This is a genomic window from Acinetobacter sp. YH16038 (genome assembly GCF_013417275.1).
GTDB lineage: Bacteria > Pseudomonadota > Gammaproteobacteria > Pseudomonadales > Moraxellaceae > Acinetobacter.
In genome coordinates this window covers 77,690-95,684 of record NZ_VPEG01000008.1, presented here as the reverse complement: position 1 = coordinate 95,684, position 17,995 = coordinate 77,690, and the positions used below count along the sequence as shown (strand labels likewise).

Annotated in this window: 18 protein-coding genes; 6 read left to right on the top strand and 12 right to left on the bottom strand. The window is 43.0% G+C overall.

Annotated elements, in window-relative coordinates; all coding sequences use genetic code 11:
* Positions 1-222: 222 nt before the first annotated feature.
* From FTV34_RS05180 to FTV34_RS05165, 4 genes are all read right to left on the bottom strand, one after another.
* Positions 223-363: a hypothetical protein gene (locus FTV34_RS05180; RefSeq protein WP_180069120.1), complete on the bottom strand. Its 141-nt coding sequence runs from the start codon at positions 361-363 to the stop codon at positions 223-225.
* A gap of 682 nt (positions 364-1,045) precedes the next feature.
* Positions 1,046-1,978, bottom strand: a complete 933-nt coding sequence (locus tag FTV34_RS05175) for an electron transfer flavoprotein subunit alpha/FixB family protein (RefSeq protein WP_004815039.1) — start codon at positions 1,976-1,978, stop codon at positions 1,046-1,048.
* A gap of 18 nt (positions 1,979-1,996) precedes the next feature.
* Positions 1,997-2,749: an electron transfer flavoprotein subunit beta/FixA family protein gene (locus tag FTV34_RS05170; protein ID WP_004815037.1), complete on the bottom strand. Its 753-nt coding sequence runs from the start codon at positions 2,747-2,749 to the stop codon at positions 1,997-1,999.
* A gap of 514 nt (positions 2,750-3,263) precedes the next feature.
* Entirely contained in the window at positions 3,264-3,869 is a 606-nt protein-coding gene (locus FTV34_RS05165; RefSeq protein WP_180069118.1) for a LysE family translocator, read from the bottom strand.
* A gap of 112 nt (positions 3,870-3,981) precedes the next feature.
* Here FTV34_RS05165 and FTV34_RS05160 point away from each other — a divergent pair, with 112 nt between their 5' ends.
* On the top strand, positions 3,982-4,476 hold the full coding sequence (locus tag FTV34_RS05160; protein ID WP_005236726.1) for an Lrp/AsnC family transcriptional regulator: 495 nt from the start codon (positions 3,982-3,984) through the stop codon (positions 4,474-4,476).
* A gap of 48 nt (positions 4,477-4,524) precedes the next feature.
* Here the strand turns inward: FTV34_RS05160 and FTV34_RS05155 are convergent, their stop codons facing one another.
* The 7 genes from FTV34_RS05155 to FTV34_RS05125 form a co-directional block, all read right to left on the bottom strand.
* Entirely contained in the window at positions 4,525-4,899 is a 375-nt protein-coding gene (locus FTV34_RS05155) for a hypothetical protein (RefSeq protein WP_159124423.1), read from the bottom strand.
* A 207-nt stretch (positions 4,900-5,106) separates the two neighbouring features.
* Positions 5,107-6,036, bottom strand: coding sequence for a site-specific tyrosine recombinase/integron integrase (gene xerA, locus FTV34_RS05150; protein ID WP_166137730.1), 930 nt, complete (start codon positions 6,034-6,036; stop codon positions 5,107-5,109).
* On the bottom strand, positions 6,024-6,641 hold the full coding sequence (locus FTV34_RS05145; protein WP_179992658.1) for an alpha/beta fold hydrolase: 618 nt from the start codon (positions 6,639-6,641) through the stop codon (positions 6,024-6,026). Before FTV34_RS05145 ends, xerA begins: the two co-directional genes overlap by 13 nt.
* A 95-nt stretch (positions 6,642-6,736) precedes the next feature.
* Positions 6,737-7,582, bottom strand: a complete 846-nt coding sequence (gene dapF, locus FTV34_RS05140; protein WP_004784684.1) for a diaminopimelate epimerase — start codon at positions 7,580-7,582, stop codon at positions 6,737-6,739.
* 12 nt (positions 7,583-7,594) lie between these two features.
* Positions 7,595-8,839, bottom strand: coding sequence for a diaminopimelate decarboxylase (lysA, locus tag FTV34_RS05135; protein ID WP_180069116.1), 1,245 nt, complete (start codon positions 8,837-8,839; stop codon positions 7,595-7,597).
* A 24-nt stretch (positions 8,840-8,863) separates the two neighbouring features.
* On the bottom strand, positions 8,864-9,097 hold the full coding sequence (locus FTV34_RS05130) for a lipoprotein (RefSeq protein WP_005236736.1): 234 nt from the start codon (positions 9,095-9,097) through the stop codon (positions 8,864-8,866).
* Positions 9,098-9,228: 131 nt separating this feature from the next.
* Positions 9,229-10,632, bottom strand: a complete 1,404-nt coding sequence (locus tag FTV34_RS05125) for an amino acid permease (protein WP_166137739.1) — start codon at positions 10,630-10,632, stop codon at positions 9,229-9,231.
* A gap of 321 nt (positions 10,633-10,953) precedes the next feature.
* Here FTV34_RS05125 and FTV34_RS05120 point away from each other — a divergent pair, with 321 nt between their 5' ends.
* A complete protein-coding gene (locus FTV34_RS05120; RefSeq protein ID WP_005236738.1) occupies positions 10,954-12,300 on the top strand; it encodes a sodium:alanine symporter family protein in 1,347 nt (448 codons plus the stop codon).
* A gap of 73 nt (positions 12,301-12,373) precedes the next feature.
* Here FTV34_RS05120 and FTV34_RS05115 read toward each other — a convergent pair whose 3' ends face one another.
* The gene (locus tag FTV34_RS05115; RefSeq protein ID WP_180053138.1) at positions 12,374-12,799 is read right to left on the bottom strand and encodes a hypothetical protein; all 426 of its coding nucleotides are present in this window, start codon (positions 12,797-12,799) and stop codon (positions 12,374-12,376) included.
* 199 nt (positions 12,800-12,998) lie between these two features.
* On the opposite strand from FTV34_RS05115, the gene radA reads away from it, so the two are divergent.
* The 4 genes from radA (at position 12,999) to ahcY (ending at position 17,957) form a co-directional block, all read left to right on the top strand.
* Complete coding sequence (radA, locus tag FTV34_RS05110; protein ID WP_005236740.1) at positions 12,999-14,387, top strand: DNA repair protein RadA; 1,389 nt, start codon at positions 12,999-13,001, stop codon at positions 14,385-14,387.
* Positions 14,388-14,504: 117 nt separating this feature from the next.
* Positions 14,505-15,506, top strand: coding sequence for a Tim44 domain-containing protein (locus FTV34_RS05105; RefSeq protein ID WP_180069114.1), 1,002 nt, complete (start codon positions 14,505-14,507; stop codon positions 15,504-15,506).
* Positions 15,507-15,755: 249 nt separating this feature from the next.
* Complete coding sequence (locus tag FTV34_RS05100; protein WP_180069112.1) at positions 15,756-16,280, top strand: tetratricopeptide repeat protein; 525 nt, start codon at positions 15,756-15,758, stop codon at positions 16,278-16,280.
* A 294-nt stretch (positions 16,281-16,574) separates the two neighbouring features.
* The gene (ahcY, locus tag FTV34_RS05095) at positions 16,575-17,957 is read left to right on the top strand and encodes an adenosylhomocysteinase (protein WP_005236746.1); all 1,383 of its coding nucleotides are present in this window, start codon (positions 16,575-16,577) and stop codon (positions 17,955-17,957) included.
* Positions 17,958-17,995: the final 38 nt, after the last annotated feature.

Here is a 17,995-nt window from a genome sequence, read left to right as displayed (position 1 = left end):
TTGTTTGACCTGTATTTATATGTCGTAAATCCAGCTATAAATTGGTTCAAAAAACGCTGAACCAATATTTAAAATTCAGTCGGACAGTATAGCATAAATCAGGCTAAATTAAGCCGTTTCAGACCCAACTATCCAAAGGATTTTTGGTAGAAATTTTAACCACTTCACAATTTTTAACGCATAAAAAAACCTCTGCACACAGAGGTTCATTCTTAGCTTGAATTATCGCATTTTATGCACGGAAATATTTTGTACTGAATCCACTGTTTCTTTCTGCTGATCAAGCATACACAGACAATTTACCTGCATGCAATCCAGCTGCACCAATAGCCAGGTAATTAAATACTGGACGACAATCAACATCACCAGCATGCATCAGGGCGACAGACCATCAAAGTTCACAGGAAGACGCCGCTAAACCGGCAAGTAAATTAAAATATGAATATTAGTATTACTTTTAAATCTTCTAAAGCTCGCTTAATATCTGCCCTATTAAGCACCAAAAGCAACATATCCAATCTTTATTTTCAGTCCAATTTTCTAATCATTATTCAAATTTTCATACTTAATTTTTAAATAATTTAGAACATCCATATAACAACCACGTAGATAATACAAAAGGAAAAATAGGCGCCAATACCATCAGCGCATCGCCCTAGATACCATAAGCACTGTTATGAAATCGCTGATTATCAAGTTCGATCCATTGCTCTGCTTTCGCCAGCACCTGTGCATCTGAAAGCGCGTTCAAATAGATCAGATAAATAAACCCTACAAAACTACAGGCAGCAAAAATAAACTATTGTCCAGCGCTGTATTAAGATGATCAAATAAGTCAATACAGCGAGAATGAATAATATTAGAGTTGAACAAAACAGTCGATAAAATCGAGCATTTTCGATTAAAGGCTGATATACAGGCAATATAGAAACTTTCATTATTATTTTATTCATTTCTCATTATAAATAAAAAACGCCCCTGAACAGAGCAGTAAGTATTCACTTACCGCTCACGCAAGAGCGTCTTTTTAAACTGTGTTCAGGAATTAGATTTTAGATACTAATTCTGGAATAACAGTGTTCAAGTCACCTACTAACCAGTAGTCAGCGACAGCATTGATTGGAGCTTCTTCATCTTTGTTGATCGCAACGATCACTTTAGATTCTTTCATACCTGCCAAGTGCTGGATCGCACCAGAGATACCTACAGCGATGTACAGGTCAGGCGCAACGATCTTACCAGTTTGACCAACCTGCATATCGTTAGGAACGAAGCCTGCGTCAACAGCTGCACGAGATGCGCCTTGAGCTGCACCCAGTTTGTCTGCAAGTGGATCAAGGATTTTGTGATAGTTCTCACCAGAACCCACACCACGACCACCAGAAACAACGATACGAGCAGCTGTTAATTCTGGACGTTCAGATTTAACGATTTCTTCGTTAATGAACTTAGAAATACCAGCATCACCAGTCGCTGTAGCAGCTTCAACAGCAGCAGAACCACCTTCAGCAGCAACTGGATCGAATGCAGTACCACGAACAGTTGCAACAACAACTGATTCAGAAGATTCTACAGTTGCAATCGCGTTACCTGCATAAATCGGACGTTTGAATGTGTTTGCAGAATCAACAGCAATGATGTCTGTGATCATGCTTACGTCTAGTAATGCAGCTGCACGTGGCAGGATGTTTTTACCAGTCGTGGTAGAAGCAGCAAGAATATGGCTATAGCCTTTGCCCAATTCAGCAACCAGTTTCGCTACATTTTCAGCCAACTGGTTTGCATAAGCAGCATCATCCGCAAGCAATACTTTGCTTACGCCAGCAACTTTAGCCGCTTGGTCAGCAACTGCTTGAGCGCCAGAACCAGCAACCAATACAGTGATATCACCACCGATTTTTTGCGCCGCAGCAACAACGTTTAAAGTAGCAGCGTTTAATGCTTTGTTGTCGTGCTCAGCGATAACTAAAATACTCATGATTTTTATCCTTCTGTATTAGATCACTTTCGCTTCGTTTTTCAATTTTTCTACAAGTTCGTCTACAGACTTCACTTGTACACCAGCTTTACGCTCTGCAGGAGATTCAACTTTTACTGTTTTCAGTTTAGTTGTAGTGGTTACACCGAAATCTGCAGGTGACTTAGTATCCAGCGGTTTTTTACGCGCTTTCATGATGTTTGGAAGAGCAGCATAACGTGGCTCGTTCAAACGTAAGTCAGTGGTAATGATTGCTGGCAAGTTCAATTCAACAGTTTGTAAACCACCATCGATTTCACGAGTCACTTGTACTTTGTCGCCTTCAACTTTCACTTCAGAAGCAAAAGTACCCTGGCCTGCACCTAGAAGTGCACCAAGCATCTGACCAACCTGGTTAGAGTCATCATCAATCGCTTGCTTACCAAGAAGGATTAATTGCGGTTGTTCAGCTTCAACAACGCCTTTCAGAATTTTCGCTACTTCTAACGCACCTAATTGGCTGTCATCAGCTTCAACCAGGATACCGCGGTCAGCACCAAGAGCCATAGAAGAACGGATTTGTTCTTGAGCTTCTTTAGGACCAATAGAAACAACAACGATTTCTGAAACAGTTCCTTTTTCTTTTAAACGAACCGCTTCTTCCACCGCGATTTCACAGAATGGGTTAATTGACATTTTAACGTTTGTTAAGTCAACACCACTGTTGTCCGGCTTAACGCGAACCTTAACGTTGGCATCAACCACACGTTTTACAGCAACAAGAGCCTTCATGTAATCCTCGGCTGTTTTAGCAAATGTAAATGTTGAGAAAAGTTATAATAACTCTTCACTTAAATTTTTTTAGGTGCCCTATCTTGCAATGTGCACGGCATTTCGGTCAAGTCACAATTCAGCAAAGAGCTGTAAAAATGCGTAATTTTCCTTGAACGATGCGTTCACAATTAATCCGTATCGATTTATTACAATGAATTTTATCAATATTTAATAAAATTTAACCTTTGATTTTTATTATGTTTTTATTTGATGAAACACATCAGAACTTTTGATTTTTGCTTATTAAATGCACAAATCCGTCCTAAGATTTGTGGAAAATGACTTATATTTAAAAATGACCGCTTTGGTCAGTTTGGACATAAAGCGAAATTAATCAGGATTTATTCTACATATCTGCTCAATTTACTCCGCTTTATTTTGTTAGGTAGGTCTAAAAATCGGGTTGTCATCAATCTATAAATATAAAAAAAGCATACTGGGAGCAGTATGCTTTTTTAAAATACGCAATTGCTTAATTAATAATTAACCAGCTTGCAGCAAGGGCAAGTAAACCGCCTGAGGTGCCATCAACCCATTTCTGTTTACGCTCATCAATTTGTGTATTGCGGGTAATTCTGCTGAACAGAATGCTGAGAGCACAATAAACAATGAAAATCATACCGATAAAAATAAAAGAGAGAATTAAGCCTTGGCTTACAGTATTTCCGCTTTTATCGATAAACTGCGGCAAGATCGCAAAATAGATCAGCATGCCTTTAGGATTGAGTAAGGCCGTAAAGAAGCCTTTTTTCACTGGATTAGCACTGGTCTTTTTCTCAATTTTCATTGAATTTTTGCTAAATACTGATTTCAACAGGCTACAAGCCAGATAGAGCAAATAAGCAATACCCAACCAGCGAATCGCCTCAAACAATACCGGAAAAGACACGATAATGGCTGCGATTCCTATTGCTACCAAAATGGAATGTACCAGATAACCTGAACAGATCCCGATGGTTGCCATCATGCCTGCTTTTGCATCTTTACCCATCACTTGAGACAGGATAAACAGCATATCTGGTCCAGGTGTAAAAATCAGGGGAAGCACGGTTAGTGCAAAAAGTGCAAATACAGACATTTCCTTTTCCTTTAAATCTTCGGAAAGTGGAATTAGTATCTGCGAATTTTTACAAAATAGGCTTTCAATTTATTTTATAATAAGTACTATTTTTCGAATTATATTCTAATTTATGAAAATATCTTCCAAGTCTGTGCGAGTAAAACTTGATCGAATTGATAAAAATATCATTCATCACTTGCAAGCCAATGGTCGTATTCAGAATAACGATCTGGCACGTGAAATTGGACTATCCCCTTCTTCCTGCCTGCGTCGGGTAAAGTTGCTTGAAGATGCGGGCGTGATCCAGAATTACACGACCATTGTTGATTCACAGAAAATTGGTTTTCAGTTGATCCTATTTTCGCGGATCTGGCTGGTCGGTCAGGATGCAGAAACCATTGATACTTTTATCGAGGCGATGAAAGAGCTGCCTCAGGTGATGGAGTGCTATATCATTCTGGGTGAATGTGATGCGATGTTAAAAGTTGTGGTGCCTGATCTGGAAAGTTACCGTAAATTCCAGTCCACACATTTGACCAAGAAAAATGGCATTACCAGTGTCAAAACAGATTTACCCAGCCAGATTATCAAGCAAAGTTTTCAGTTACCCTTGGATGACTTATAAAATATTTTAGCAATAAAAAAGGATGACCTTAGTCATCCTTCATGTTCATTAAACTTGCAGAAAGTCACGATGCACATGACTCAGTTCAATCAGTTCATAAGACTTCAGATCGAAAATATTCCAAATTTCGAGCGCATCTTCTTTTAGGTCAACAGCTTTACTGGCTCGCTGCGTGGTCTGCCATTGCAGATCAGAAATCCATAGATAATACTGGCCTGTTTCAGGATTATAAGCCTGCATTTTTCCTTCTGCATTAATCCCTTGCACGATTGCTCCTTCAGGGAGAACGGCTTCAATAGTGGGCAAGCTAATCTCAACAAAATGTTTAATCTGGCGTAAACCATAACCCGCAAACATATCTTTTTGGGCTGGGCTTAACTGCGCATGCTTTTGTTGTATATCCGGGATAATTGCTGTGTCCATAAAAATTCCAGTATCGAGATCGCTGATTTTCTTTTAAAAATTGATTACTATTTATACTTATATCCGAAAACAGCCATTTGAAAAATAAGACAATAGTGAAATATCTTTCCAACAGTCTGTTCAGGTCATATTTTGAGCATGATACATGAAAGTTTTATGCCATGAATCCTAATCATCCGACAAGCGGAAGAAAACTTTATATTTTCCCTATTCTTTATGCTGTGCCCGCGGATGCGCCTGATCATAAATCTGCGCAAGTCGATCAAAATCAATATGAGTATAAATTTGTGTGGTACTCAAATTGCTATGCCCCAACATTTCCTGAACGGCACGAAGATCACCACTATTCGACAGCATATGGCTGGCAAAACAATGCCGTAACAAATGCGGATGCAGGTCAACACTAACCCCTGCACGCTGCGCCTGAAACTTGACCCGGTTTTCAATTTGCCGTGCACCGAGCGGATTGCCTTTTTGGGTGATAAATACATTCGCGTCAGGTACAAAATCACCATTCCAGAGCGGATAAATTTTTAGCCATTCCATCAGACTGTCTTTGGCTTTTGAACCAAAAGGCACTACCCGGGTTTTATTGCCTTTACCAGTAATACGCAAGAGCTGACGATTAAAATCAACATCCTTGATTCTTAAGCTCTGAATTTCTGCCAAACGTAAACCACTGGAATAGAGTAATTCCAGAATCGCCTTGTCTCTCAACCACATTTGCTGCTGCGCTTCGGTTTCTGGAGCCGGCTGGTCCAGAATCTGGTTCACAGTTTCAATATCGACCATACCCGGCAAAGGACGTGACTGACGTTTCAACTGAAAATCATCAGCCGGATTAAATGCAAGATACTGCGCCTGCTCTGCCCATTTCATGAACTGGCGAATCGAAGAGAGCATCCGCTGCAAGCTACTCGAACTTAATCCGTGCTGCTCGACTTTTTCAGCCAGAAATTGGCGTAAATCCGTGGCTTCCACATCATTAAGCGCTAGTTGTTGTACTGCGCAGAACTCCAGAAAATCAGCCACATCACGTTCATAGGCCTGCAAGGTATGTTTAGACTGGTTCTGGATCTCACGTTCTTTGAGCCAGATTCCGAGCAAGTCTTTTGCAGAAAGCTTTACTTGCTCCATTCAATTGACTCCAGCCAAGCTTCAATCAGTTCTGCGGTCTGTACTGGATGAGTCGCCGCAAAGAAATGATCTCCGCTTTGAATTACATGCAGGTTTGCATGTTTCAAATTTTGCTTTAAGCATTGCCCCACCTGAACGGTACTTAAAGCGTCTTGGTCACCCCAGATCAGTAGAACAGGAATCTCAAGATTGCTTAACTGTTTCAGGCTAAATACGGTTTGATCTTGTAAAAACCAATCAGGAACATCTTTAAACTGCTCGCGATAATCTATCCGCCAGTCAGCACAACCGAACTGTGATAGATCCACACCACCAGAAGTTGCCAGTAACACCAGTCCTTTGACTTTCTGTGGATGATGTAGTGCAATTCCAACTGCAAGAACTCCCCCCATGGACTGGGCAACCAGAATCGAATCATCCTCAATCTGCTCTGTGATGAGTTCCTGCAGATCATGAAGATTTTGAATAGTTGAATTTGGTTCTACCCCATCGAAGCCCGGATATGTCAATATTTTTGTAGATTGATCTGTTTTTAAATGAGCCAACAACGGCTGCCAAAAGCCTTGGCTGCCTGATGCACCCGGTAAAAACACAAGCTGATTCATAGAGCTGTTGTGATATCAATTAAATATGGAATTCATCCTATCATAAAAAAAGCACCGTACTATGTGCGGTGCTTTTTAGAGAAATAAATGTGGGATTAACCCTGGAAGTAGCGCAAGTCCAGTCGACCTTCATAAACATTGGCGGTTGGACCTGTCATCCAGACTACATCACCTTCTTTCCATTCAATCTGCAATTTACCACCCGCAAGTTCAATTTCGACCTTGCTAGATAACAAACCACGGCGCATACCAGACACTGCTGCAGCACAGGCACCTGTACCACAAGCCAGTGTTTCGCCTACACCACGCTCATAAACACGTAAACGGGCATGCTTTTCATCAATGATCTGCATAAATCCAGCATTAACGCGTGCCGGGAAACGCACATGAGATTCCACCTGTGGACCAATTTTAGCCACATCAGCAGTCAACACATCCGGAACAATCGTCACTGCATGTGGATTACCCATATTCACCACATCAATCGTCAGTTTCTCACCACCCGCCAGATCGATGTCATACAGATTTTCCGGTTCTTCAGCCACGAATGGAATTTCCTGAGGTAGGAATTTTGGATAACCCATATTCACTCGTACCCAGCCATTGGCACCAAGTTCAGGTTCCACGATTCCAGCTTTGGTCTGTACCTTGATTTTGGTTTTAGTCGTTAATTGACGTTCATGCACGAAACGGGCAAAACAGCGCACACCATTACCGCACTGCTCAACTTCAGAACCATCCGCATTAAAAATACGGTATTTAAAATCTGCACTTGGAATATCAGGCGGTTCAACAATCAAGAGCTGGTCAAAACCCACACCAAAGTTACGATTTGCCAAGCGCTGAATAGTGAGAGTATCCAGATAAGCACGCTGGCTAATCAGGTCTACCACCATAAAATCATTGCCCAGGCCATGCATCTTGGTAAATTCAAGCAACATTATTCAGTCTCCTTAAGGCAATAAACGCTCACGTTCCCAAAGTGATTCAACCGTTTCACGCTCACGAATCAGATGCGCCTGATCACCATCCACCATCACTTCAGCAGCACGGCCACGACTGTTATAGTTTGAACTCATTACGAAACCATATGCACCAGCCCCAAGAACTGCTAGTACATCATTTTCTTTAATGGCAAGCTCGCGTTCTTTACCCAGGAAATCGCCTGTTTCACAGATCGCGCCCACCACATCCCATTCTTTTGTTTCCACATCTGTACGCGGTGTCACAGACTGAATATCCATCCATGCTTCATATAAAGCTGGACGAATCAGGTCATTCATCGCGGCATCAATGATGGCAAAGTTACGGTGATTGGTTGGTTTCAGCAAATCTACTTTAGTCAGTAACACGCCTGCATTGGCAGAGATACTACGACCCGGCTCCATATATACTTTCAGGCCCAGTTTTTCTAAAGCAGGACGCATGGCATTGGCATATTCTTCAACCGATGGCGGTGTTTCATCTTTATAGGTCACACCCAGACCACCACCAATATCGATGTGTTTCAGGTTGATGCCCATGTTTTTTAGCTTGTCGATCATGACAATGACACGATCCAGCGCATCAACAAACGGCTGAGTTTCAGTCAACTGCGAACCGATATGGCAGTCAATCCCGACCACTTCAAGATTTGGCAATGATGCTGCATAAGCATAGGTATCAAATACGCTATCTGATGGAATACCAAATTTGTTTTCTTTTAAACCAGTGGAAATATATGGATGGGTTTTAGCATCAACATCCGGATTAACACGTAGTGAAATCGGCGCGTTAACCTTAAGTTCAGCCGCTACTTTCTGAATACGGTCCAGTTCGGCATAAGATTCCACATTAAAACAGGCGATGCCTACTTCTAATGCCTTTTTAATATCTGCTTCAGATTTACCCAAGCCTGAGAATACGATTTTTGAAGGCTCACCACCGGCTTTCAAGACACGAGCCAGTTCACCACCAGTCACGATATCGAAACCAGCACCCTGCTTGGCCAATACATTCAATACCGCAAGATTAGAGTTTGACTTTACCGCAAAACAGATTTGATGATCGATAAAGCTAAAAGCACGGTCCATATCCAGATAATGCTTTTCAAAAGTTGCTTTTGAATAAACATAAAGTGGTGTGCCAAATTGCTCTGCGAGCTGTTGCAGTGAACATTGCTCAGCATGCAATACCCCATTAATGCGGGTGAAACTCATGAATGTATCCTTTCTCTGAAAGTCTTAAGGAGATGGTGTTGAATCGGATTCAGCGGGCGCTTCAAATTGCTGCTTGACCGGCGCATCCTGTTGTTCATCTGATACTTGCGGTGCAGATTCAGTATTTTTATAGAGTAAATACTTGGCACGTTTATCGTAGTTTGGATCATTTGGAAGATGTAAAGCTCCCGACTGACCACAACCGACCAAGGCAAAACCGACTGTAATTAAACTGATGTAGCAAATGACCTGACGCATCTGACCACCTATATGAGTATTTTCGATGAAGTATAACGCGATCATCCGTATGACCAAAGCGCTAAACGCTAGAGAGTATATTCAGACATAAAAAAACGCCAGCAGATCGCTGACGTTTTTATTGATATGGATTATTTATGTTTCTGTTTATAGAAGCCTAAATATCCAATAATCAGCAAAATGAACCACACCGGGCTGACCATCAAGGCACGACGGGTATCATCTTCCAGCGACAACACACCAATCATGCCGACAAAGAAAATAATGACGATCCAGCAAGTCACCAACCCACCAGGCAACTTGAATATGGATTTAGCATGCAATTCCGGACGGGTACGGTAATAGATCATGTAGCTCCAGATAATGATCAGCCATACACAGATAAACAGGATGGTCGACAGAGTTGTTGCCAAAGTAAATGCTTCAACCGTATTTGGTACGAAGTACTGTAATGCTGCACCGAGCAATAAACAGATCGCTGAGAAATACAAAGCATTCGCTGGAACAGCACGCGAATTTAAACGACCAAAGGCTTTAGGTGCCTGTTCTTCCCGAGACAAACCAAACAACATACGGCTGGTTGAGAACACCCCACTGTTCATCGATGACATTACTGATGACAACACCACCAGGTTCATGATGATCGCGGCCGCCGCAATACCTGCTTGACTGAACAGATTTACGAACGGAGAAACATTTGGATTGATCTGATCCCATGGTGTCACTGACATCACAATGATCAGAGCTAGCACATAGAAAATAATGATACGGATCGGGATCGAGTTCACCGCTTTCGGCAAGTTACGCTCTGGATCTTTGGTTTCAGCAGCCGTAGTACCAACCAGCTCTACACCTACAAAGGCGAAAATCGCAATCTGGAAACCAGCCAGGAAACCCATAGTTCCTGTCGGGAATAAACCGCCATGATCCCAGATATGGGCAAATGAAGCGACCGTACCTGCATCATTAGTAAAGCCAGTAAAGATCATCCACAGACCCACACCAATCAAAACAATAATGGCGATAATCTTGATCAAAGCAAACCAGAATTCCATTTCACCAAACAGTTTCACGGTTGCCAGGTTCAAGCCCATAATGAAGACAATAGAGGCAATACTGATCAGCACGCCTTCGCCCGGAGTAAATGGCAGGCCGTTATTAAAGAATTGCAGGTAATAGATAATGGCTGACAGATCCGCGATACCAATCGTGATCCAGCATAACCAGTAGGTCCAGCCGACAAAATAACCTGCCCATGGCCCGATCAGATCTGTGGCAAAATCAATAAAAGATTTATATTGCAGATTGGATAACAATAATTCACCCAATGCACGCATGACCAGAAACACCATAAAACCGATGATCATATAAATCACCAGAATGGATGGTCCTGCCAGGCTAATGGTTTTCCCTGAACCCATAAACAGGCCGGTGCCAATCGCACCCCCAATGGCAATTAACTGCAGGTGCCGGTTGGATAAACTACGCTGTAGCTCACCATCTTCCGATGATGAGTGACTATATTTTTCTGACATTATTTCATTTCAACTTTGAGTTTTAATCGCGACAAATTAACGTAAAAAACATGGAATACAAAAAGAAAATTCGCATCATTTGTATTTTCCAACTAATCTTGCAAGTTAATTTATTTTTCTTATATCAATATTCATTTATCTTTAGTCTTAGTTTTAAGGCGCAATGAATACAGGATTTTTCTTGTCAAAGCGCTGAAACTATGTAAAAAATAGAATACAAATCCGCCAATATTCGCGTTTAGGATGAGCGCGCATGGCATAGCAATTGCTTTTCAATCAACATCTCAAATAAAGCTGACACGGATAAATAAGAAGAAATTTATGCAAAATTTACAAAGCATCATGGAAACCGTCAGTGGCTGGGTCTGGGGCCCATATATGCTGGTCCTCATTGTCGGTACCGGTATATTCCTGACCTTCCGCCTGCTGTTCTGGCAGTTCCGCATGTTGCCACTGGCCTTTAAACAGGTTTTTGGCAAACACCCTTCGCATGAAGGCGATATTTCCCAGTTTGGCTCACTCATGACCGCGCTGTCAGCTACCATCGGTACCGGTAATATTGCCGGTGTGGCAACTGCCTGTGTGCTGGGCGGCCCAGGGGCCGTATTCTGGATGTGGATGACTGCCCTGTTCGGAATGGCAACCAAATATGGCGAAGGTGTACTGGCCGTCAAATACCGGGTTAAAAATGAACGCGGTGAAATGTCTGGCGGTCCAATGTATTACATTGAGCGTGGCCTGAAATGGAAATGGCTGGCGCTGATTTTTGCGTTCTTTGGTGCTGTCGCATCTTTCGGAATTGGTAGTTCAGTTCAGTCCAACACTGTTGCACTCGCGGTAGAAAATGGTTTTGGTCTGGAAACCTGGGTTACAGGTATCGTGATCACTGCGTTTTCTGCACTGGTAATTCTAGGCGGGATTAAGTGGATTTCTAGAGCTGCTTCCTTCATCGTTCCAATTATGGCGATTGGTTATGTGGCGGGCGGTCTGATCATTATTTTCACCCATCTCGATTTAGTGGGCCCTGCACTGAAAATGATTTTCACCTATGCCTTTACTGGTGAAGCTGCCGTAGGTGGTGCGATTGGTGCGGCGATTCGTTATGGTGTCGCGCGTGGTGTCTTCTCGAATGAAGCTGGTATGGGTTCGGCACCGATTGCCGCTGCTGCTGCAAAAACCGATCATCCTGCCCGTCAAGGTCTGGTTTCCATGACCGGAACTTTTATTGACACGATTATTGTCTGTTCGATTACCGGTATTGTCCTGGTGATGGGCTTCATCATGGCCGGCAGTGATTTTGGTGGACAAACCGGTGCTGTTCTGACCGTTTCTACATTTAACAAACTGCTGCCAGGTGTCGGTGGCTGGATCGTGACCTTCGGTATTATCTTCTTCGCCTATTCTACCATTTTGGGCTGGAGCTACTACGGCGAAAAATGTGCCACCTATCTGCTCGGTGAAAAATTTGTATTCCCTTATCGCATCATTTATATCGCTTCAGTATTTATTGGCTGTGTAGCAACACTGGATCTGGTCTGGCTGTTCGCAGACACATTCAACGGTTTGATGGCGATTCCAAACTTGATCGGCCTGCTACTGCTGTCTGGGGTGATCGTGAAAGAATCCAAAGATTTTATTGCTCGCCGTAAATCAGGTGAACTGTATTAATCAAATTTAAAACCCTTAATAAAAGAGCCACGTTCATCGTGGCTTTTTTATCAATTTAAGTTTGCTAAAACTATCAGTTCACACGGCCAGAAAATTCATCATCATGAGCTTGATTTAGATTTAAGAACTCTTCACGATCGGCTTCAATCTCAAGAGCAGTTTCTAGAGATAATACAAAGAACAGTACACCCGGAATTTTCATTTCCCCTTCGGCATCTTCCAGATGTTCACTGACCATTTGGTAAACCGGATGGGCTTCATCAAATGGCACATCGATATAAAGATCACCTGAATAACTTTCAATTACGCCAGGCTGTTCTATGCCCATACAGGGTGCAAAATTAATTTGGCGTTGCTCTAGCCATTCCATCAGGTTCTGACGTAAATGATAGGACTCAGCATCTGCATTTTCATGTTCGTAATTTTCAAAATGTACAAATAATACATCACGGTCTTTTTCACGTGCGATCGCATCGATATGTTTTAAAAGTTGTGGCATGTCAGGATTCCTGTACCCGTGATGAATTTTCTCATTATAGAAGGTATTTCACTTTCATTTCACTTTCATGTAGAAAGGTAAATTCATATGCGTCATATGCTGACGTAAATCAGTGACTTTTTCAGCCAAAGGTCTTGGTTTTCAGTCTCATTCACCGCTATGCTGTAGCCCCCATTCCCAATATTTATTTTCGGAAATTATGGCTAAAGCAAAAAGTGTGTATCGTTGTGAACAATGTGGAGCAGACCATCCTAAATGGGCGGGTCAGTGTTCTGAATGTGGGGAATGGAACAGTCTGGTAGAAGTCAGTATTGCGCCTGCAACGACACATCGTGCTCAGCCAAAAATTGGAGGTTATGCCGGTCAGGCAGCAGCGATTACCACCTTAAACAAAGTCTCCGTTTCACATGAAACCCGGTTGCAAACCGGGATTGGTGAGTTTGACCGAGTCTTAGGTGGTGGTCTGGTCACAGGTTCCGTGGTGCTAATTGGTGGTGACCCGGGGATTGGTAAGTCAACTATCCTATTGCAAACCGCAACCCATATGGCAGCAGGCAATAGCTCTGCCCTGTATGTGACAGGTGAAGAATCTTTATCTCAGGTGGCATTACGCGCCCAGCGTCTGGACTTACCAACTAACCAACTGAAAGTCATGGCAGAAACCTGTGTGGAACGCATTTGCGAGGTGCTTGCACAGGAACGTCCTGCTGTTGCGATTTTGGACTCGATTCAGACTTTATATACCGAAACCTTGCAGTCTGCACCAGGTGGTGTGTCACAGATTCGTGAATCTGCAGCCCTACTGACCCGTTTCGCCAAAAATAGCGGCACTGCCCTGTTTATTGTCGGTCATGTGACTAAAGAAGGTGCCTTAGCAGGTCCGCGTGTACTGGAACATATGGTGGACTGTGTGCTGTATTTTGAAGGCCAGTCGGATTCACGTTACCGTATGATCCGCGCAGTCAAAAACCGTTTCGGTGCAGTCAATGAACTTGGCGTCTTTGGCATGACCGATAAAGGTCTGCGTGAAGTCGCCAATCCATCTGCCATTTTCCTCAGTCGTTATGATGAAGCGATTCCAGGTTCCATCGTTATGATCAGCCGTGAAGGGACTCGCCCACTTTTGGTTGAAGTTCAGGCTTTGGTCGATGATGCCCATGGTCAGCCACGCCGTGTAGCCTTAGGTTTAGAACAGAATCGTCTGAATATGCTGCTGGCTGTAATGCATCGTCATGGTGGCGTACAAACATCCGGTCAGGATGTCTATGTCAATATCGTCGGTGGTTTAAAAATTACCGAAACCGGTTCTGACCTGGCTGTACTTTTAGCCTGTGCATCCAGTATCCGGACTAAAGCCTTGCCTCAGCAACTCGCTGTTTTTGGTGAAGTTGGTCTTTCTGGCGAAATTCGTCCGGTGCCGAATGGTCAGGAACGTCTGAAAGAAGCCGTCAAACATGGTTTTAAATATATTATTTTACCGCGTGCCAATGCACCGCAAAAACCGATTCCCGGCGTGCAGGTCATTGCTGTAGCTCGATTGCATGAAGCCCTGAGTGAAGCCATGAGCCTAAGTGATGAACTCAGTTAGTTTTAATCGATAAATCTTGCGAAAAGCCTAAAAAAATACACATTTTTGATTGAAATCCCCTATAAAGCCTATATAAATAGAGTATTCAAATAAGTTTTTTTCACATAGGAAAATTGAATGGAAGTTCGACAGCGTGGTTTGATTGCAGGTCTTTTAACAGCAGCATTACTGGTTGCTCCTTTAACTGCTGAAGCAAAACGTGCCGGTGGCGGTAAAAGCCATGGTATGCAACGTTCTGCTGCGCCTACTCAATCTTATCAACAACCTCGTCAAGCTGCGCCAGCACAACAGGCTCCAGCCGCTGGTGCTGCAACTCAGCAAAGATCTGGCCCAGGTGTAGGTAGTATGGTTGCTGCCGGTGTAGCAGGTGCTGCAGTGGGTGCAGTTGCTGCCAATGCGCTGGCTGATGACAAAGAAGTACAAGCGGCTTCTGAAGCTCAAGCAGCTCAACAGCAACAAGAGGAAAAAAGTGGTATTCCAGGGTGGATCTGGATTTTACTTGCTGCCGCTGTTGCCTTCTTCATTTTCCGTAAGATGGGCGCAAAAAAAAAAGTAGCTTCTAATCCATATGCCCCAAATAGTGGTGCTGGTCATTCAGCACCATTTGGTCAAACGCCTCCTCGCGGTGGTGACAACACCAATATTTTTGGTCAGAACGTAGGTGGTAGTACAAGCACGAATGCACCGTTTGGTTCAGCTCCGGTAAATAACGCCCCATTTGGTGCAGCCTATACCAATAGCGGCAACCAGCTTCCAGATGGAACAGAACCTGCGACTTTCTTACGTGTTGCACGTCAGCGCTTCAACCACATTCAGTCAATGAATACGGCGAGCAACATTTCAGAAATTAAACGTTACCTAACCCCTGATCTTTACCAGTCGATGTATAACGACATTATGGCAAATCAGGATCAGGACGTAGCTGAGTTCTCTAACCTGAATGCAATGGTGGTAGATTCATCGAATGAGAATGGTCAATACGTAGTAAGCGTACGTTTCACTGGTACTGTAAGTGAAGACCTGAATAGCCAACCTCAACCGTTTGCTGAAATCTGGCACTTTGTCAAACCTGCCGGCTCTCAACAAGATTGGGTGGTTGCAGGAATCCAGCAAGACTAAATTCTTATCTCATTAATCGTATATCAACAGCGGCTTTCGGGCCGCTGTTTTTCTTTCTGAATCATTGAAAAATATTTAAATTTATTTTTGTTCTCTTTCTATTCGTTTTATTGTTATTCCTCTAAACAAATAGCTTCGTTTGCGTGTTTTAAGCTCTATCAGTCGACTTTTATACAAAAGCCAATTTTCGGATTGGCTTTTTTATTTTGAACCTTTTAATCTAGATACAAAGATATTTGAGATACTGACATGACTGAGCGTGTTTCTCCCCCTGCCACGCTGGCAAACCGCGCACTGGCAGGCAATGCCGAAGCCCAATTTGAGCTTGCCGAACTCTATATGCAAAGCGAGCATGACGAAGACATCATGCTGGCTGAAGAATGGGCATTGAAAGCAGCCAATGGCGGCTGGGTTGAAGCCATGTACTGGCTCGGTGAGGGTTATACGGTTTATGCCAAAGAAATCGCTGAGGAAGACCCTGAAGATTCTAAAGCTCACTTTGAGTTAGCCTATTACTGGTTGAGTAAAGCCAATTTCGAAAAACACCCTGCGGCAACTTTAGAGCTAGCTGGCTTTTACCGACGTGGTGATGTGGTCGAAAAAGATGTCGAAAAATCCATTGCTCTTGTAAAGCAAGCAGCTGAATGGGGCGAAGTTCAAGCCATGCGTGATCTTGCCTTTATTTATGCCAATGGTCTTGGTGTGGTTGCTGATGACCTACAGGCAGATTACTGGACTAAGAAAGCAGATGAAATTGAGCAGGACATAGAATAAATAAAAAGCCCGTCAGATGATGGGCTTTTTTACGAGAATAAAACTTTATTTCAGTTTTCAAATATCAGGATATTTTTCAAAATGTTCTTATTAGTCAGATATTAAACAATTTCGGATTGGAACCAAATTAATTTCCAAGTACAATAGCCGGCTAGTCGAGGGATGCTGCGACGTTTTACAGGTACGAAATGTAAAAGCGCCAGGCTCGACGATCGGTCCAACTTTTTCTAGACAGACCAACAACGGCATCCGCGAACTGAATGATCAATTATTGTTTTTTATAAGGAGATCGTGATGAACGCGGTTAATGCTTCATTTACAGATTATAAAGTTGCTGATATTTCCCTAGCTGACTACGGCCGTAAAGAAATCAAACTTGCAGAAGCTGAAATGCCTGCCCTCATGGGTCTGCGTAAGCGCTACTCAGCTGCTAAACCGCTTGCTGGTGCCAAAATCCTTGGCTGTATCCACATGACTATTCAAACTGCGGTTTTAATTGAAACTCTGGTTGAATTAGGCGCTGAAGTTCGCTGGACTTCTTGTAACATCTTCTCTACTCAAGATCACGCTGCTGCTGCAATCGCTGCTCGCGGTATTCCTGTATTTGCATGGAAAGGCGAAACAGAAGAAGAATACATGTGGTGTCTTGAGCAACAGATCAATGTGAACGGCAAACCTTGGGATGCCAACATGATTCTGGATGATGGTGGTGACTTGACAGCTGTTGTTCACGAAAAATATCCTGAACTGATTGCAAAAATCCACGGTATTACTGAAGAAACCACTACAGGTGTAGCGCGTCTTCTGGAAATGTGGAAAGATGGCTCTCTGAAAGTTCCAGCGATTAACGTCAACGATTCAGTAACCAAGTCTAAAAACGATAACAAATACGGTTGCCGTCACTCTCTAAATGATGCGATCAAACGTGCAACTGACATGCTGCTTTCTGGCCGTCGTGCATTAGTGATCGGCTATGGTGACGTAGGTAAAGGTTCTGCTCAGTCTCTTCGTCAAGAAGGCATGATCGTACGTGTATCTGAAATCGATCCAATCTGTGCGATGCAAGCATGCATGGACGGTTATGAAGTGGTTTCTCCATACAAAAACGGCGTTCAAACTGGCAAAAAAGAAGATGTGAACGTTGATCTTCTTCAAAATACCGACCTGATCGTGACTACAACTGGTAACTACCACGTATGTGACGCTGCGATGCTAGATACACTAAAAGCTGGTGCAGTAGTTTGTAACATCGGTCACTTCGACACCGAAATCGATACTAACTACTTACGTGGTTACAAATGGGTTGAAGTGAAACCTCAAGTACACCAAGTATATCGTTCAGAAAATGAAAATGATTACCTGATCCTGCTTTCTGAAGGTCGTCTGGTGAACCTGGGTAATGCAACTGGTCACCCATCACGTGTGATGGACGGTTCATTCGCGAACCAAGTATTGGGTCAAATGCACCTGTTCGCTGAGAAATTTGCGGATCTTCCTGAAGATCAAAAACAAGCAGCGATTCGTGTAGAACTGCTTCCTAAGAAATTAGACGAAGAAGTTGCTGCTGCAATGGTTGCCGGTTTCGGTGGTGTTCTGACTCAATTGACTCCAGAACAGGCAGATTACCTAGGTGTACCTGTTGAAGGTCCATTCAAGTCTGATGCTTATAAATACTAATTTTTGATTTCCACCTCACCCCGGCCCTCTCCTATAAG

Excerpts from the sequence above, each read along its gene's own strand:
- FTV34_RS05100 (WP_180069112.1), top strand. The coding sequence starts at position 15,756 with ATGACTGAGCGTGTTTCTCCCCCTGCCACGCTGGCAAACCGCGCACTG.
- radA (WP_005236740.1), top strand. The coding sequence starts at position 12,999 with ATGGCTAAAGCAAAAAGTGTGTATCGTTGTGAACAATGTGGAGCAGAC.
- FTV34_RS05130 (WP_005236736.1), bottom strand. The coding sequence starts at position 9,097 with ATGCGTCAGGTCATTTGCTACATCAGTTTAATTACAGTCGGTTTTGCC.
- FTV34_RS05165 (WP_180069118.1), bottom strand. The coding sequence starts at position 3,869 with ATGTCTGTATTTGCACTTTTTGCACTAACCGTGCTTCCCCTGATTTTT.
- FTV34_RS05105 (WP_180069114.1), top strand. The coding sequence starts at position 14,505 with ATGGAAGTTCGACAGCGTGGTTTGATTGCAGGTCTTTTAACAGCAGCA.
- lysA (WP_180069116.1), bottom strand. The coding sequence starts at position 8,839 with ATGAGTTTCACCCGCATTAATGGGGTATTGCATGCTGAGCAATGTTCA.
- dapF (WP_004784684.1), bottom strand. The coding sequence starts at position 7,582 with ATGTTGCTTGAATTTACCAAGATGCATGGCCTGGGCAATGATTTTATG.
- FTV34_RS05125 (WP_166137739.1), bottom strand. The coding sequence starts at position 10,632 with ATGTCAGAAAAATATAGTCACTCATCATCGGAAGATGGTGAGCTACAG.
- FTV34_RS05170 (WP_004815037.1), bottom strand. The coding sequence starts at position 2,749 with ATGAAGGCTCTTGTTGCTGTAAAACGTGTGGTTGATGCCAACGTTAAG.
- FTV34_RS05120 (WP_005236738.1), top strand. The coding sequence starts at position 10,954 with ATGCAAAATTTACAAAGCATCATGGAAACCGTCAGTGGCTGGGTCTGG.
- FTV34_RS05115 (WP_180053138.1), bottom strand. The coding sequence starts at position 12,799 with ATGCCACAACTTTTAAAACATATCGATGCGATCGCACGTGAAAAAGAC.
- xerA (WP_166137730.1), bottom strand. The coding sequence starts at position 6,036 with ATGGAGCAAGTAAAGCTTTCTGCAAAAGACTTGCTCGGAATCTGGCTC.
- FTV34_RS05155 (WP_159124423.1), bottom strand. The coding sequence starts at position 4,899 with ATGGACACAGCAATTATCCCGGATATACAACAAAAGCATGCGCAGTTA.
- FTV34_RS05160 (WP_005236726.1), top strand. The coding sequence starts at position 3,982 with ATGAAAATATCTTCCAAGTCTGTGCGAGTAAAACTTGATCGAATTGAT.
- FTV34_RS05175 (WP_004815039.1), bottom strand. The coding sequence starts at position 1,978 with ATGAGTATTTTAGTTATCGCTGAGCACGACAACAAAGCATTAAACGCT.
- FTV34_RS05145 (WP_179992658.1), bottom strand. The coding sequence starts at position 6,641 with ATGAATCAGCTTGTGTTTTTACCGGGTGCATCAGGCAGCCAAGGCTTT.
- ahcY (WP_005236746.1), top strand. The coding sequence starts at position 16,575 with ATGAACGCGGTTAATGCTTCATTTACAGATTATAAAGTTGCTGATATT.
- FTV34_RS05180 (WP_180069120.1), bottom strand. The coding sequence starts at position 363 with ATGTTGATTGTCGTCCAGTATTTAATTACCTGGCTATTGGTGCAGCTG.